We start from the raw sequence: 14,646 nt of genomic DNA on the forward strand, positions 1-14,646 counted from the left end.
TATGGGGTCTCACAGATCAATATCCAAGCTGACGGGAAAGTGGTCCGAGGCCAGAACAAGCGCGTCGCGCAATGCGGGCTGCGCCCAGCACTCCGGATCATCAAGCGGGTGCCAGATGCGCCAGCAGGGTCCGCGCGCCGCCAGATCGGGGGACACCATGATGTAGTCAAGCAAGGCCTGCAAAAACCGCTGTTCCGGCCTGATCCAGAACCGCGCTGTCGTGGGTGTGGCCCCAAGGCGGCGCTGCAAGCCAAGACGTGCGTGCGGATCAAACAGCGCACGATCCTCATGGCCCAGAATGATCTCGACCGACGAGCGGCCAAACAGGTCCTCATATTCATCCAGACCGGGGCCATCATTCAGGTCCCCCATCACCATGAGCGGCGTACCCGCCACCAGATGAGCCTCCACCCGCGCCCGCAGCCAGATCGCCTGAGCCAATTGCTTGCGCCGATTGGCGATGGAAATGCGCATGACCTCATCACGATTGCGCGCGCCATGCGGGGCCTTGGATTTCAGATGCGCGCCAATGATATGCAGGTCAACGCCCGAGGCCGTTTTGATCGCCAGCTCCAGCGGCGGTTTGGAAAAGACCACCGAATCCTCGGTTGCATCCACATCCAGATCGATTTTGTACGTGGCATCAAAGCGGGGGGCACCAGTGTGATCCTGCGGGTCATGGCGCGCGTTGAGGTGGTCAGGGTCATAAAGCAACGCAATCTCCTGCTGCGTCTCATTCACAAACCCGACCACCGCGCGCCGCGCCCGGATACCGGCATGGGCCGCGAACCGTTCCAGTGCAGCACATGTGTCGCGTTTGCGGCTGCCATCCGGGGCTTCGATCACCATTACGGCATCCGCATCAAGCGCACGAAAGACGCTCACCAACGCGGCTGTTTGCGCCGCCCGCGTCACCTCATAGCGCGCCGACCAGCCATCATCATCCAGCAACGCGCCCGCATCATCGAACAGGGCATTCATCCACTCGATATTGTAGGTGGCGATCCGCATCAGCCGTAACTGGCGCGGATGTCTTCCCATGCGCGGTTGATGTCGATCATACGTTTTTCGGCCAGACGCACCGCCTCTTCGGGAACGCCCCGCGCCATCATCGCATCGGGGTGGTTTTCGCGCACCAGCTTGCGCCATGTGGCGCGCATATCCTCCAGCGACATGTCGGGCTGGACGCCCAGAACCGTGTAGGGATCAGGCACCGCGTCAGGCACAAACCGCGCCCGCAATCCCTGAAAGTCCGTGTCGGAAATCGCAAATATATGCGCCACTTCCTCAAGGAAGGCATCCTCGTTCGGGTGATAAAACCCGTCCGCCATCGCGATATGAAACAGCCCCTCCAAAAGATCAGTCAGGGTCTCGGGTTCGGCGGAAAACATGGCGTGGATGCGGGTTGCGTATTCCTCAAACCCCGCCACATCCTGTCGGGCGAGGTTGAACACACGGGCCGCGCCTGCCTCGTCCTGGGCTGCGATATGAAACACCTCGCGAAAGGCGGTCACCTCGTCGCGGGTGACCTGCCCGTCAGCCTTGGCCATCTTGGCCCCAAGCGCGATCACCGCAATCGCAAAGGCCACGCTGCGTTCGGGCGGCGCGCGCAATTTGTCGAACACGGCCGCCAGCCCCTCGCCCATAGACAAGGCGGCAATGGCATCGGATATGCGGGACCAAAGAGACATCGGCGTCAACTATACGGTATTGGCCGGCGATGTTGTAGCGTCCGTGGAACGCCCCAGCATCTTTTGCATCAGGATCAGGTCAAGCCACTGCCCCGCCTTGCGCCCGACCTGCGGCATGCACGCAACCTGTTCAAAACCGGAACGGGCGTGAAAGTCCGCAGCGCGGGGGTTGGCCCCGCTGATGGCTGCGACCATGACATGCACACCCTGGGTTCGGGCCGTGTCGATCAGCGCCTGCATCAAGGCCCGCCCCTGCCCTTTGCCGCGCGCATCTGGGGCCAGAAAAATGCTGTGCTCGACGGTGTGAGCATAGCCGGGACCGGGCCGGAACGGGCCGAAGGTGGCAAAGCCCTGCGCGTCCGGCAGGACCAGAACAGGGCCCTTGGTGATCATGGCGGCCATCTCGACACGGGTTTTGGGGGTCGTGGTAAACGTCGCAAGTGTGTCGGTGATGATGGTGTTCCACAGATCAGCGATCCATTGGGCATCGTCTGACGTCGCAGGCTTGATCACAGCACGCGGACCCCATCCGGCGTGTCGAACTCGGCCTGCATGTCCAACGCACCCACCTCGACCGTCACGCGATCGTCCGTCAGATGCACGCCCAGCGCGTGGGCCAGCGCATCGCCATCCGGGTGCACCAAGGTAAAGCGTTTGAGGCGGATGCCTGTCGGCTCAAGTTGGCGGGCCGGATGCACACCCTCGGGCCATTCGATCAACGCAGGCCACAGGTTGTCGTAAGGCGTGGTGCCATCCCCGCTCACAGCCATTTTCCACGTCAGCGCGCTGCGGCTGACATCCACGGGGGCACCGACGCCATCGGGCATCTGCTCGAGCGCACTTTGCATGTCTTTGACTGCACAGGCCCAGTTTGACAGCCGCGCAGGCCCTTCAAACCGGTCAAGGTCATACCAGCGTGGACGCGGCGGGGCGGTGACCGCCGGATTGGGCGCAATCGCTTCGAGATAAAGCCCCTCTTCCAATCCCAACAACGCGTTGTGGGTCTGAAAGACGCCGTGCGCACCGCCGGGCTGCATCCTGACGCCCAACGCATCCTCAACATGAGCCTGCGCCTCATCCAGCGCAGTTGCGCCCACCACAAGATGATCAAATTGCACCGGCGTCTCCTGTCATGGGGTCATTGGACAGCGCGCGCTGCCGTCTGCGCCTGTTATTGCAGGTCATTTCACCAAACAGAAGAGGCATGTGGGCCGAGATCGCGGGCGCGCGGATGCCGTGCTGAATGCTTATGCATCAGGCCGGGCCGCCCTCCTGTCAGTCAGGGGGTGCGCAGAATTGTCAGGATTTCCTGTGCCGCATCGGGAATGTTCGTGCCCGGCCCAAAGATCGCCTTGACCCCCGCATCATAAAGAAACTGGTAGTCCTGTTGCGGGATCACGCCGCCACAGATGACGATGATATCATCCGCGCCCGCATCCTTGAGGGCCTGTACCAATTGCGGCGCGAGCGTCTTGTGTCCTGCGGCCTGAGACGAGATACCAACCACATGCACATCGTTATCGACCGCATCCTGCGCGGCCTCCGCCGGGGTCTGAAACAGGGGGCCCACGTCCACATCAAAACCGATATCGGCAAAGGCGGTGGCGATCACCTTCGCGCCGCGATCATGCCCGTCCTGGCCCATCTTGACGACAAGCATGCGTGGGCGGCGGCCTTCGGCTTCGGCAAAATCCTCGACCGATTTCTGGATTGCGGCAAAGCCTGCGTCGCCCTCATAGGCGGCCCCGTAAACACCTGCGAGGGTTTTGACCTCGGCGCGGTGACGGCCAAAGACCTCTTCCATAGCCATACTGATTTCTCCGACAGTGGCGCGGGCGCGGGCGGCCTCGACCGCCATTTCCAACAGGTTGCCATCTGATTTGGCGGCTTCGGTCAACGCCGCGAGGGCCGCCGCGCAGGCACCCTCGTCACGCGCGGCGCGGATACGGTCCAGCCGGGCGATCTGGCTGTCGCGCACGGCGGCGTTGTCGATATCCAGAATGTCGATGGGGTCTTCTTTATCGAGGCGGAATTTGTTGACGCCTACGATCACCTCTTCGCCCTTGTCGATCAGGGCCTGCCGGGTGGCGGCAGCTTCTTCTATGCGCAGCTTAGGCATGCCAGAGGCGACGGCCTTGGTCATGCCGCCCATCTCTTCGACCTCTTCGATCAGGACCCAGGCGGCTTCGGCCAGATCATGGGTCAGCTTTTCAACGTAATAGGACCCGGCAAGCGGGTCGACCACATTGGTCACACCCGTCTCGTTTTGCAGGATCAACTGGGTATTGCGCGCAATGCGGGACGAAAATTGCGTGGGCAGCGCAATGGCCTCATCGAACGAATTGGTGTGCAGCGATTGAGTGCCGCCCAAGACCGCGCTCATCGCCTCGAATGCGGTGCGCACTACATTATTGTAGGGGTCCTGTTCCTGCAAACTGACCCCGGATGTCTGGCAATGGGTGCGCAGCATCGAGGATTTGGGGTTCTTGGGCTCGAATTCAGCCATGATGCGATGCCATAGCAGGCGGGCAGCGCGCAATTTGGACGCCTCCATAAAGAAATTCATGCCGATGGCGAAAAAGAACGACAGACGGCCCGCGAATTTGTCCACATCCATGCCGCGTGCGATGGCGGCGCGCACATATTCACGCCCATCGGCGAGGGTGAAGGCGAGTTCCTGGACAAGGTTCGCGCCCGCCTCTTGCATGTGATAGCCCGAGATGCTGATCGAGTTGAATTTCGGCATCTCGTTTGAGGTGTAATCAATGATGTCGGCGATGATGCGCATACTCGGTTCGGGCGGATAGATATAGGTGTTGCGCACCATGAATTCCTTGAGGATGTCATTCTGGATCGTACCGGAAAGGGCTTCGGTATCAACGCCTTGCTCTTGGCCGGCCACGATGAAACTGGCGAGGATCGGGATCACGGCCCCGTTCATGGTCATAGAAACCGACACCTTGTCGAGCGGGATACCGTCAAACAGGATCTTCATGTCCTCTACGCTGTCGATGGCCACGCCCGCCTTGCCCACATCACCCTGCACCCGGTCATGGTCGCTGTCATAGCCCCGATGGGTCGCCAGATCGAAAGCGACCGACACGCCCTGCTGACCGGCATCCAGTGCACGGCGGTAAAAGGCGTTGGACTCCTCGGCGGTGGAAAAGCCCGCATATTGGCGGATGGTCCACGGGCGGCCCGCATACATCGTGGCCTTCACGCCACGGGTAAAGGGGGCCTCGCCCGGGGTGGAGTCCAGATGGGTCACATCCGCCAGATCATCAGCGGTGTATAGGGGGGCGACGTCGATCCCCTCAAGCGTGTTCCATGTCAGATCGTCAACGGGTTTGCCGCGCAGTTCCGCCTCAGCGAGGGTGCGCCATGCGTCTTTCTTCGATGTCATGTTCTTGTCCTCTGTTCAGCGGACCGATTGGCGGGGTTTGCCCCGCGCGTGTGTGGTCCAATTCCTCTGTCAGGGTTGCCAATCCGTTTGCGCCAGCCACCAGCCAGTGCATGTCGTCGGCGTAAGCCTCGCGCAGGGTCGCACGCGCCGCTTCGTCAAACGGGCTCCACCTGAGAGCATCGGCGGGAATCTGATCCGGATCCTCGCCACGGTCCGCCAGAATACTGCGCAACGTGCCCGTCTCGGGGCGGCGGTTCAGCCATTCATCCGCACCGGCATCGTCAACGCGGTGGCCAAGGCAGACACCCAGCATGGTGGCAGCACGACCCATTGTCGTTTCAAACGGGATCACCTCGATTTCCGCATCGGGTGCCGCGCATGCCACATCTGCGATCACATCACGCCACGTGCGCGGGCTGTGCACCATGCGTCCGGCTTGCGCTGCATCGGGCACATTGTGACCGCGCGTGATTACAAAGGCCGCCAGCGACGTCCAATAGTGATCCTGCGCGCGCACGGACATCACTACCTTATCCACATGACCGTCAAAGGCGGCAACGTGGCGCGCCAACCGTTCGCCCACATCCGAATACAGATGCCCCGTCCGCAGGTTCATACGGGGCATGCCCAACATATTCTCGTCACTGACAATCAGGGTTTTCACGCCTGCCTGCCTGGCTTTGTCCATCTGCAACAGGATACGGCCACGTGCACGATGTGCCGCAGATTTACCCAGACCCGGTGTGGGTTGAATGCCGGTAAACAGACCCCTTCGGGTACGCATCGGTCCCCAGAACCCGACACGCGGATCAACGCCAGATCGACACCGCTTGCGCATGAAAGACTGAAAGCTGGTGGTCCCGGTGCGGTGTGCGCCGATGTGCAAAATAACTTTCATCGCGATCCCTTTACATGCTGTGGCGCGTCCACGGCGACGACATGTGCCGCGGATATGGCCAGAGCGTGCCCGCAAAGGGCTTGAGGAGCGATTAAAGCTAAAATTGATCGTACCAGACGTCGCAATCGGGGAAAAAGCCGCTACATTGGTCTCAACAGGAGACCGCATGAAACACGTACTACCCATTGTTTTTGCAAGCCTTTTAGGGGGTTCGCTTGCAGCCGCCGAGGGCGAGACATCCCAAGAATCCTCCATCTTTCTGGAAGAACCTATGAAAGATTTGAATGAATTTGTCTGGGAAAAGCGGCCCATCATCGTCTTTGCCGACAGTCCGAACGATCCGAACTTTCGGTTGCAGATGGAATATCTTGAGAACCGCGAGCAGGATCTGGAAGATCGTGATGTCGTCGTGCTCACCGATACGGACCCGTCAGTGGCCAGCGCGTTGCGCGAAAAACTGCGCCCGCGGGGCTTTATGCTGGTGCTGATCGGCAAGGATGGCGGAGTTAAACTGCGCAAACCGTTCCCATGGGATGTGCGCGAGATCACGCGGACCATCGACAAGATGCCGGCGCGCCAGCGCGAAATCCGCGAACGGCGCGCCAGCGATTCCTGAGCGCGCCCAAATCCCGATATGTCAGCGCACGCGACCATCTGAACCCTATTCGAACTCCATGATCACGTCGTCCACGGCCAGACTGTCGCCACCGGACGCATTGATTTTGGACACGATCCCCTTTTTCTCGGCACGCAGGATGTTTTCCATCTTCATCGCCTCGATGGTGCACAGCGCCTGACCTTCCTGCACTTCGTCCCCTTCGGCCACATCAATTTTGACGATCAAACCGGGCATTGGGCACAGCAGCATCTTGGAGGTATCGGGCGGCGTTTTCTCGGGCATGAGCCGCGCAAGTTCAGCCTGACGCGGGGTGCGCACATGCACCTTGAGGTCGGCCCCGCGAGTGCGGATGCGGAAGCCCCCCGACACCTTGCCGACCTTCAGCACCAAGGGTGTGCCGTCCACGATCATCTCGGCCAGTTGATCACCGGGGGTCCATGGGCCAGACACGCGCAAGGCCGCACCGCCATCAAAGGTCACAGTGGCCCCGTCGTGATCGGCATCGATTATCACATCATAGGACTGCCCCTGCACCGCCACGTTCCAATCTGCACCCACTTTGCGTTCGTGGTTGTCCATGCGCCCGGACACGCGAGCGCGCCGGATTTCGGCGACACGGTGCATGGCCGCGCAGGCGGCAGCGACCCGGCGAAGATCAACCTCGGACAGTTCAACCCCTTGGAAACCATCGGGATATTGCTCTTCGATAAAGGCGGTGGTCATGGTGCCGTCGACAAAGATCTGGTGATCCATGACCGCACTCAGGAACGGCAGGTTGTGCCCGATCCCTTCGACTTCGAAACTGTCCAATGCGACGCGCATCGCCTCAATCGCAGTGGCGCGATCAGGTCCCCATGTGCACAGTTTGGCAATCATGGGGTCGTAATACATACTGATCTCACCGCCCTCATAGACGCCGGTGTCATTGCGCACGGCGGTGGTGCCAGACGGCGCATCCCCTTGCCATTTCCCGGTCTCAAGCAGCGGGCCAGCCGCCACTTCCATGGGCGGGCGATAGCGGGTCAGCCGCCCAATCGAGGGCAGGAAACCGCGATAGGGATCTTCGGCATAAAGCCGGTTTTCGATGGCCCACCCGGTCAGCGTCACATCATCTTGCGTGATACTGAGCGGTTCGCCGTTCGCAACCCGGATCATCTGTTCGACCAGATCAACGCCGGTGATCAACTCGGTTACGGGGTGTTCCACCTGCAAACGGGTGTTCATTTCGAGGAAGTAGAAGTTTTTGTCCCCATCCACGATGAATTCGACAGTGCCCGCGCTGGCATAGCCCACGGCCTTGGCCAAGGCCACGGATTGTTCGCCCATCGCCTTGCGGGTCGCCTCGTCCAGAAACGGGCTTGGGGCCTCTTCAACGACTTTCTGATTGCGGCGCTGGATCGAACACTCGCGTTCGCCCAGATAAATACCGTTGCCATGTGCATCACACAGCACCTGAATTTCGATGTGGCGAGGCTGGGTCACGAATTTTTCAATGAAAATGCGATCATCGCCAAAGGAACTGGCCGCCTCGTTCTTGGAAGACTGAAAACCCTCACGCGCCTCTTCGTCACTCCAGGCGATGCGCATGCCCTTGCCGCCGCCGCCCGCGCTGGCCTTGAGCATCACGGGATAGCCCACATCATTGGAAATCTTGACCGCCTCATCGGCATCCGCGATCAGGCCCATATATCCGGGCACAGTGCTGACCCCGGCCTCCTTGGCGATCTTCTTGGAGGTGATCTTGTCGCCCATCTTTTCAATCGCGCCCACAGGCGGACCGACAAAGGCAACGCCTGCCGCTTCAAGGGCCTCCGCGAATTTGGCATTCTCGGACAGAAAGCCATAGCCGGGGTGAACCGCCTGGGCCCCGGATGCCTTGATCGCCTCCATCACCTTGTCGATGACGATATAGGACTGGTTGGCCGGGGGCGGGCCGATATGGATTGCCTCATCCGCCATTTGGACATGCAGCGCCTTGGCGTCCGCATCGGAATAGATGGCAACCGTGGTGATCCCCATCTTGCGTGCGGTTTTGATGACGCGACAGGCGATTTCGCCCCGGTTGGCAATCAGCAGCTTGTTGAACATGGGGCCTCACTTGTTGGACGTAATTCAGGGCATGGAAACGGAAAACGCCGCCGTGCCGGGGGGCACAACGACGTTTGGGTGTGAATGAAAACGGGGGGCGGAACGCGCGTCAGTACATTAGCACCGTACAGGGCTTTGGTGGCAATGCAGCGGGTCTGTGCCTGTACCGAAGGTTGCGACTGCGGCAAGGGTGAACGGTCTGAAAGACATGGGTGCGTTCCCGTGTCTGATGGCAGTCTTATAGATTGAACCCGGGGACGTCGATATGGTCCCCGGACATTCGAAAGATGTGCCGCGCCCGCGCTGGATCGTTTAGTTGCAGCGATCCGAAATCTGGCAATAGGCCACACCGCCGACAGCGCCCACAACGGCACCCGTCCCGGCATTGCCATTGAAGATGGCTGTGCCTGCTGCGCCAACGACGGCACCTGACAGGGCCTGTTCGCCGATTGTGTCACCGCAAGCGGCAAGTCCAAGAGTGGCGGCAAGAGCGACGGATACGAGTTTGAACGACATGGGTCTGGTTCCTTTCTATTCTCTGCAACAGAGTTAGAAACCATTTGGTTCAAAATAAACCCCCTAGGCTGACACATAGCAACGCGTTTGCGTGAACCGCTGAAACACTTCCAAGGAGGGCCATAAAAAAAGGCGGGCAGCATGTCGTTGTGAAACGGATGCTGCCCGCCAGGGGAAGGGGTACGGAAATGGTACACAGCGACGGGATAAAACTGGGGAACCGCCACTGTGAATTCACGTTTGCACGCGGCGACGCACTGCGCCAAGCCTGCCTTTTTGCGCAGGCAAGAATAAGCCGAGTTTCGCCGCATACGGGAATCTTTCAGCGAAAATGCGCCGCTTTGGAGTGAGATCACGCGCCCCACTCCGTATCAAAGGCGTCCGGGAAGGCCGCGCGGGCCACAGCTTCGTTGATCACCAACAGCGCCTCGTAGTCGGCGGCGTCAAACGGATCCGTGGCCGGCAGAACCTCGCGTCCAAACAGCCATGACAGGCGGCCTGCATCCAGATTGCCGCGTTCGAACGGTTCATCGCCGAACTGCGCCCACAACGCCGCCATAAAGGCAGCGTCCGCGCGTTTGTCCGCAGGGCGACGGTCCGGAAACCGCTCGCGGCGGGTCAACGGGGTGACGCCCTTGGGGTTCGGTCTGCGGATTGTGAATTGGAAATCGGTGCCGGTCAGCCGACCGGGAAAGCCGCGATGTTTCAGCATATGCTGCCCTCCGCGGAGAGGGGGGCGAGGGCAGACGCAACCGCCTGCCCTGCTCGATTATTACTTGAATTTACCTGTTTGAACAGGTTCCTGGCTGATGGGCTCAGGCTCCACAACCACAAATTCTTCATCATTGTTGTTGCGCCCGCAAGCGGCAACCAGAACCATGAGGCTAACCATGCCCAACACTTTGATGTTCTTCGACATCTGTCTCTCCTGTAGTCAACGTTTTGGCCCGCAGACGTGCGAACCATATGCGAGGTAAGGGAGCCTTGGGGATCCCTCGGGGCTGATATACGTGATTTGACACACAAAAGATACGCCCCCGCACACGGTTGCGCAGGTTGTGGCCGCAATGCCGCATATAACGGTGGAATCATGCCACAGGTGTCCATGCTCAAAGTCCCTCCCAGACGCAGCTGTCGTCCGCAATACGGAACACTTCGAAGAACTGGGTGGCTTGGGCATCCGACTGTCCGAAAGGAACGGGCCGGTCCATCATCGAGATCGCGATCACATCGGTCTCAAGCTCGAATTCATCGATATATTGTCGCGCAAAGCGATCACACAGATAGAGGAAATCGGCCTCGGCCGCGCTGTAGGTCATATCGCCGCCATCCCGCGCGATCTGGGGTGCAAGAAAACGAAACCGCAACCAGCTGTCGCTGCCCACCGTGTCAATCAGCACCTCGCTGAGGCGCAATGACTGCCCCGACGGGACATCCCGTATGGCTTGGGACTGGTCCTGCGCAACCAGAGGGGACGCCATCAAACACGCAGCAACGCAACCCCGGACCCGTGACCATCTCTGGCGCAAGGCTCCTCCCTCCGGGGTTGCTGTGCGTGGGGCCATGGGCCACCGCACTGTGCTGCATCTGTGCGTTCGTCTGGGCCAGCCGCTCATCCTGTACCCCCTGCATGGCGCATCCAGCGCGTCCTGTTCTCGGGGTTTGCGAGGGTGTCATGGATGCGCCTTACATCGCGCGCGCTGGCAGTCCCGGATATGCGCCCACCGGCGGTGACAGCCCACCCGGCCTCGGTCGGGCGCAGTTCCACCACCGGAGAGAACCCGCGCACCTTTTGCAATGCGCGCCACATGTCCTGCCGGATCTGGTGCGCCAGACGGATCGGATGCCCCGCCTTAAGCGTTGTGTGAGCGGCCACGTCAAACCGCGGCGGCAGGTGGCGACACAGGGTCACTCCCTCACCATCCCGCAAGATATGCCAAGCCGCGCTCACGCGGGGCGCCGCGCGAGGCAATCGATTTCGACCAACGCACCCACCGCAAGGGCGGTAACGCCAACGGTGGTGCGGGCCGGGCGGCGATCCTCAGGAAAGTAGGACTGATAGGTGTCGTTGAAGGCCGCATAGTCACGCTCGAATGCGGTCAGATAACAACGGCATTGCACCACGTGGGACAGATCAAGACCAACCCCCTCAAGGACGATCCTGAGGTTTTCCACAACGCGGCGGGTCTGCGCCTCTATGCCCTCGGACAAGGACGCGTCTGGCGCGGCAGGATCGGTAGGCATTTGCCCGGTCAGGATCACCCAACCGTCGGTTTCGACCGCATGGGAGAACGGGGCGACGGGGCGGGGGCCGTCAGCAATCATATGAAACAGCGGCTCAGACATAAGCCTCGATCCGGTGTTGCACAGCGCCTTTTCTTATGTCTCTTCGTCCTTGATGCTGGGTCTGTCCTTGGCCATGTCGCTCTCCTTTGAAAGCGAACGCAAAGGGTGCCCAAAGCGTTCCCGCCCGCATCATCGGATCACAGCGGAATGTTGTCATGCTTCTTCCATGGGGTCTGAACCGACTTGTTGCGCAACGAGGCAAAGGCGCGGCTTACCCGTTTGCGGGTGTTGCGGGGCAGGATCACCTCGTCGATGAACCCGCGTTCGGCGGCAACAAAGGGATTGGCAAAGCGCGCCTCGTAATCTGCCGTGTGCCCCGCGATCTTGTCCGCATCGCCAAGGTCTCCACGGTGGATAATCTCGGTCGCCCCCTTCGCGCCCATCACCGCAATCTCGGCCGTGGGCCAGGCATAGTTGAAATCACCGCGCAGATGTTTCGAAGACATCACCACATAGGCCCCACCATAGGCCTTGCGCGTGATCAGCGTGACCTTGGGCACCGTCGCCTCGCCATAGGCAAACAGCAGCTTGGCCCCGTGTTTGATCACACCGCCGTATTCCTGCGTGGTGCCGGGCAGAAAACCGGGCACATCGATCAGGGTCAGGATCGGAATGCCGAAACAGTCACAGAAACGGACAAACCGGGCGGCCTTGCGCGCACTGTCGATATCCAGAACGCCTGCCAGCACCATCGGCTGGTTCGCAACCACGCCAACGGTTTGTCCCTCAAGCCGGATGAACCCGGTGATGATGTTCTTGGCGAACTCTTCCTGAAGCTCGTAAAAGTCGCCCTCATCCGCGAGCTTTTCGATCAGCTCTTTCATATCGTAGGGCGTGTTAGGGTTGGCGGGCACCAGCGTGTCAAGGCTCGCCTCGGCACGGGCCGGATCATCAAAGAACGGGCGCACGGGCGGCTTTTCGCGGTTGTGCAGCGGCAGAAAATCGACAAGGCGGCGCACTTCGGCCAATGCCTCCACATCGTTTTCAAAGGCGGCATCGGCAACGGACGATTTCTTGGTGTGGGTCGTGGCCCCGCCCAGTTCTTCGGCGGTGACCTGTTCGTTGGTGACGGTTTTGACCACATCAGGGCCCGTCACGAACATGTAAGCGCTGTCCTTGACCATAAAGATAAAGTCGGTCATCGCGGGGCTATAAACCGCGCCACCGGCGCATGGGCCCATGATCACGCTGATCTGCGGCACCACACCCGAGGCCAGCACGTTGCGCTGAAACACTTCGCCGTAGCCCGCCAGACTGTCAACGCCTTCCTGAATGCGCGCGCCCCCGGAATCGTTGATGCCAATGATCGGTGCGCCGTTTTCAACCGCCATGTCCATGATCTTGCAAATCTTGGCGGCATGGGTGGCCGACACCGACCCACCAAGCACGGTGAAGTCCTGACTGAACACATAGACCATGCGCCCGTTGATGGTGCCCCAGCCCGTCACGACGCCATCACCCGCAGGCTTTTGCGCGTCCATCCCGAAATCAATGCATCGGTGCGTGACGAACATGTCGAACTCTTCGAACGAGCCTTCGTCGACCAACAGATCAATCCGCTCTCGGGCCGTGAGTTTGCCGCGGGCATGTTGGGCATCGATCCGGCTTTGACCACCACCCAAACGAGCCTGTTCACGCCGCGCTCCCAATTCGGTCAATATATCTGTCATGCCGTCTCCGCTGGTGGTTTGACCTTTGTATACATGAGGCATCGCACCGGGTGAATGGGCGAACTGGCATATTTGCAAAGTGTATTCACGCGCGCGACTGCAAACTGCAAATCTGCAAATCCCGCAGATCAGCACAGGCACGCGTGCACAACTGCACTGGACAGTTCAGATGAGCCGATCTACCTCGGCAGATATGCAGTCACCGCCAAAGGTCCGGTATCTGGACCGCACAACACCGCCCCACATCTCGACCCTGATCCTGTTGGCCGGGGTGTCGGCGATGGTGATGAACATGTTCCTGCCGTCCCTGCCGAACATGACCGCATATTTCGAGACAGACTACAGCAAAATGCAGCTTTCGGTCGCGCTTTACCTGGCGATGTCGGCGGTGATGCAGACGGTGATCGGGCCAATTTCGGACAACCTTGGGCGGCGCAAAGTGCTGATGTGGGGCATTGGGTTGTTCATGGTGGCGACCCTTGGCTGCATCTATGCGCCCAATGCAGAAGTCTTTCTGGTCTTTCGGATGTGTCAGGCGGTTGTGGCTGTCGCCATGGTGCTGAGCCGCGCGGTTATCCGCGACCTTTACGATCAGGATCATTCGGCCTCGATGATTGGGTACGTGACCATGGGCATGGCCGTGGTGCCAATGATCTCGCCCTTCCTTGGGGGCATGCTGGAAGAAACATTTGGATGGAAATCCGTGTTCTGGCTGTTTTTCCTGACGGGTGGCTTGCTGCTCTGGCTGGTTTACACGGACCTTGGCGAGACGGCGGTTGCGTCGTCAAAATCGCTGATCGGGCAGTTCAAGGAATATCCGGAACTCCTGCGCTCGCCACGTTTTTGGGGATACTCACTGGCCTCGGCTTTCTGCTCGGGATCGTTCTTTGCCTATCTCGGAGGGGCACCCTTTGTGGGCACCGAAGTGTTCGGGATGAGCCCCTCCGTGCTTGGGTTCTACTTCGGCGCCCCGGCCATCGGGTACTTTTTTGGCAACTGGATCAGCGGGCGATATGCAACCACGTTCGGTGTGAACCGCCTTGTGTTGTGGGGATCACTGGCCAATGCGTTCGGGACATTCGTGTCGCTGGTGATCTTTGCACTCGGGATGGGCACGCCGCTGAGCTTCTTTGGGATGATGACCTTTGTGGGCCTCGGCAACGGGCTGGTGATCCCGAACGCCACGGCGGGGATGTTGTCGGTGCGCCCACATCTGGCAGGCACGGCGTCCGGCCTTGGCGGGGCGATTATGATCGGGGGCGGCGCAGCCTTGTCCGCGCTTGCCGGGCTGTTGCTGACGCCGGATACGGGGGCCTTCCCGCTGCTCTACATCATGTTCAGCACCAGTGTCTGCGCCTTGCTTGCCATCGGCGCTGTCTATCGGCGGGAACGCAAACTGGCGCTGGCCTGAGGGT

At 60.3% G+C, this 14,646-nt stretch carries 16 protein-coding genes; 2 read left to right on the forward strand and 14 right to left on the reverse strand.

The annotated features are described in order from the left end of the window. Positions 1-9: 9 nt before the first annotated feature. From Q0859_RS10035 to Q0859_RS10060, 6 genes are all read right to left on the reverse strand, one after another. A complete protein-coding gene (locus Q0859_RS10035) occupies positions 10-1,011 on the reverse strand; it encodes an endonuclease/exonuclease/phosphatase family protein (protein ID WP_299151460.1) in 1,002 nt (333 codons plus the stop codon). After that, on the reverse strand, positions 1,011-1,691 hold the full coding sequence (locus Q0859_RS10040; RefSeq protein ID WP_299150510.1) for a molecular chaperone DjiA: 681 nt from the start codon (positions 1,689-1,691) through the stop codon (positions 1,011-1,013). Before Q0859_RS10040 ends, Q0859_RS10035 begins: the two co-directional genes overlap by 1 nt. Before the next feature lie 9 nt (positions 1,692-1,700). After that, positions 1,701-2,204 carry a GNAT family N-acetyltransferase gene (locus Q0859_RS10045; protein WP_299150512.1) on the reverse strand — a complete coding sequence of 168 codons (504 nt, stop codon included), beginning with the start codon at positions 2,202-2,204 and terminating at the stop codon, positions 1,701-1,703. Continuing rightward, positions 2,201-2,809, reverse strand: a complete 609-nt coding sequence (locus Q0859_RS10050) for a VOC family protein (RefSeq protein WP_299150518.1) — start codon at positions 2,807-2,809, stop codon at positions 2,201-2,203. Before Q0859_RS10050 ends, Q0859_RS10045 begins: the two co-directional genes overlap by 4 nt. A 161-nt stretch (positions 2,810-2,970) precedes the next feature. After that, the gene (gene scpA / locus Q0859_RS10055) at positions 2,971-5,094 is read right to left on the reverse strand and encodes a methylmalonyl-CoA mutase (protein WP_299150522.1); all 2,124 of its coding nucleotides are present in this window, start codon (positions 5,092-5,094) and stop codon (positions 2,971-2,973) included. Continuing rightward, positions 5,057-5,992 (reverse strand): hypothetical protein, encoded by a 936-nt coding sequence (locus tag Q0859_RS10060; protein WP_299150526.1) that lies wholly within the window; start codon positions 5,990-5,992, stop codon positions 5,057-5,059. Before Q0859_RS10060 ends, scpA begins: the two co-directional genes overlap by 38 nt. A 166-nt stretch (positions 5,993-6,158) precedes the next feature. On the opposite strand from Q0859_RS10060, the gene Q0859_RS10065 reads away from it, so the two are divergent. Further along, positions 6,159-6,608, forward strand: a complete 450-nt coding sequence (locus Q0859_RS10065; RefSeq protein WP_299150530.1) for a DUF4174 domain-containing protein — start codon at positions 6,159-6,161, stop codon at positions 6,606-6,608. A gap of 45 nt (positions 6,609-6,653) precedes the next feature. On the opposite strand, the gene Q0859_RS10070 is transcribed toward Q0859_RS10065, so the two are convergent. The 8 genes from Q0859_RS10070 to Q0859_RS10105 form a co-directional block, all read right to left on the reverse strand. Then, positions 6,654-8,699 carry an acetyl/propionyl/methylcrotonyl-CoA carboxylase subunit alpha gene (locus Q0859_RS10070; protein WP_299150533.1) on the reverse strand — a complete coding sequence of 682 codons (2,046 nt, stop codon included), beginning with the start codon at positions 8,697-8,699 and terminating at the stop codon, positions 6,654-6,656. Between the two features lie 312 nt (positions 8,700-9,011). Beyond that, entirely contained in the window at positions 9,012-9,215 is a 204-nt protein-coding gene (locus tag Q0859_RS10075; protein ID WP_299150537.1) for a hypothetical protein, read from the reverse strand. A 352-nt stretch (positions 9,216-9,567) separates the two neighbouring features. Further along, a complete protein-coding gene (locus Q0859_RS10080) occupies positions 9,568-9,927 on the reverse strand; it encodes a hypothetical protein (protein ID WP_299150541.1) in 360 nt (119 codons plus the stop codon). A 60-nt stretch (positions 9,928-9,987) separates the two neighbouring features. After that, positions 9,988-10,134, reverse strand: a complete 147-nt coding sequence (locus tag Q0859_RS10085) for a hypothetical protein (protein WP_299150546.1) — start codon at positions 10,132-10,134, stop codon at positions 9,988-9,990. A 190-nt stretch (positions 10,135-10,324) separates the two neighbouring features. After that, positions 10,325-10,696: a DUF6497 family protein gene (locus Q0859_RS10090; protein ID WP_299150549.1), complete on the reverse strand. Its 372-nt coding sequence runs from the start codon at positions 10,694-10,696 to the stop codon at positions 10,325-10,327. Between the two features lie 131 nt (positions 10,697-10,827). Then, complete coding sequence (locus Q0859_RS10095; RefSeq protein ID WP_299150553.1) at positions 10,828-11,166, reverse strand: hypothetical protein; 339 nt, start codon at positions 11,164-11,166, stop codon at positions 10,828-10,830. Then, positions 11,163-11,561, reverse strand: coding sequence for a RidA family protein (locus Q0859_RS10100; RefSeq protein ID WP_299150556.1), 399 nt, complete (start codon positions 11,559-11,561; stop codon positions 11,163-11,165). Before Q0859_RS10100 ends, Q0859_RS10095 begins: the two co-directional genes overlap by 4 nt. Before the next feature lie 137 nt (positions 11,562-11,698). Further along, positions 11,699-13,231, reverse strand: coding sequence for an acyl-CoA carboxylase subunit beta (locus Q0859_RS10105; RefSeq protein WP_299150560.1), 1,533 nt, complete (start codon positions 13,229-13,231; stop codon positions 11,699-11,701). Positions 13,232-13,424: 193 nt separating this feature from the next. Between Q0859_RS10105 and Q0859_RS10110 the strand changes: the two genes are divergently transcribed. Next, positions 13,425-14,642 carry a multidrug effflux MFS transporter gene (locus Q0859_RS10110; protein ID WP_299151464.1) on the forward strand — a complete coding sequence of 406 codons (1,218 nt, stop codon included), beginning with the start codon at positions 13,425-13,427 and terminating at the stop codon, positions 14,640-14,642. Positions 14,643-14,646: the final 4 nt, after the last annotated feature.

Origin of the sequence: uncultured Tateyamaria sp. (assembly GCF_947497045.1) — a bacterium.
Classification (GTDB): domain Bacteria; phylum Pseudomonadota; class Alphaproteobacteria; order Rhodobacterales; family Rhodobacteraceae; genus Tateyamaria.

Bases quoted from the DNA above. Each gene is read 5' to 3' on its own strand.
- Q0859_RS10035 (WP_299151460.1), bottom strand. From the start codon at position 1,011: ATGCGGATCGCCACCTACAATATCGAGTGGATGAATGCCCTGTTCGAT.
- Q0859_RS10040 (WP_299150510.1), bottom strand. From the start codon at position 1,691: ATGTCTCTTTGGTCCCGCATATCCGATGCCATTGCCGCCTTGTCTATG.
- scpA (WP_299150522.1), bottom strand. From the start codon at position 5,094: ATGACATCGAAGAAAGACGCATGGCGCACCCTCGCTGAGGCGGAACTG.
- Q0859_RS10060 (WP_299150526.1), bottom strand. From the start codon at position 5,992: ATGAAAGTTATTTTGCACATCGGCGCACACCGCACCGGGACCACCAGC.
- Q0859_RS10065 (WP_299150530.1), top strand. From the start codon at position 6,159: ATGAAACACGTACTACCCATTGTTTTTGCAAGCCTTTTAGGGGGTTCG.
- Q0859_RS10070 (WP_299150533.1), bottom strand. From the start codon at position 8,699: ATGTTCAACAAGCTGCTGATTGCCAACCGGGGCGAAATCGCCTGTCGC.
- Q0859_RS10075 (WP_299150537.1), bottom strand. From the start codon at position 9,215: ATGTCGTTCAAACTCGTATCCGTCGCTCTTGCCGCCACTCTTGGACTT.
- Q0859_RS10080 (WP_299150541.1), bottom strand. From the start codon at position 9,927: ATGCTGAAACATCGCGGCTTTCCCGGTCGGCTGACCGGCACCGATTTC.
- Q0859_RS10085 (WP_299150546.1), bottom strand. From the start codon at position 10,134: ATGTCGAAGAACATCAAAGTGTTGGGCATGGTTAGCCTCATGGTTCTG.
- Q0859_RS10090 (WP_299150549.1), bottom strand. From the start codon at position 10,696: ATGGCGTCCCCTCTGGTTGCGCAGGACCAGTCCCAAGCCATACGGGAT.
- Q0859_RS10100 (WP_299150556.1), bottom strand. From the start codon at position 11,561: ATGTCTGAGCCGCTGTTTCATATGATTGCTGACGGCCCCCGCCCCGTC.
- Q0859_RS10105 (WP_299150560.1), bottom strand. From the start codon at position 13,231: ATGACAGATATATTGACCGAATTGGGAGCGCGGCGTGAACAGGCTCGT.
- Q0859_RS10110 (WP_299151464.1), top strand. From the start codon at position 13,425: ATGCAGTCACCGCCAAAGGTCCGGTATCTGGACCGCACAACACCGCCC.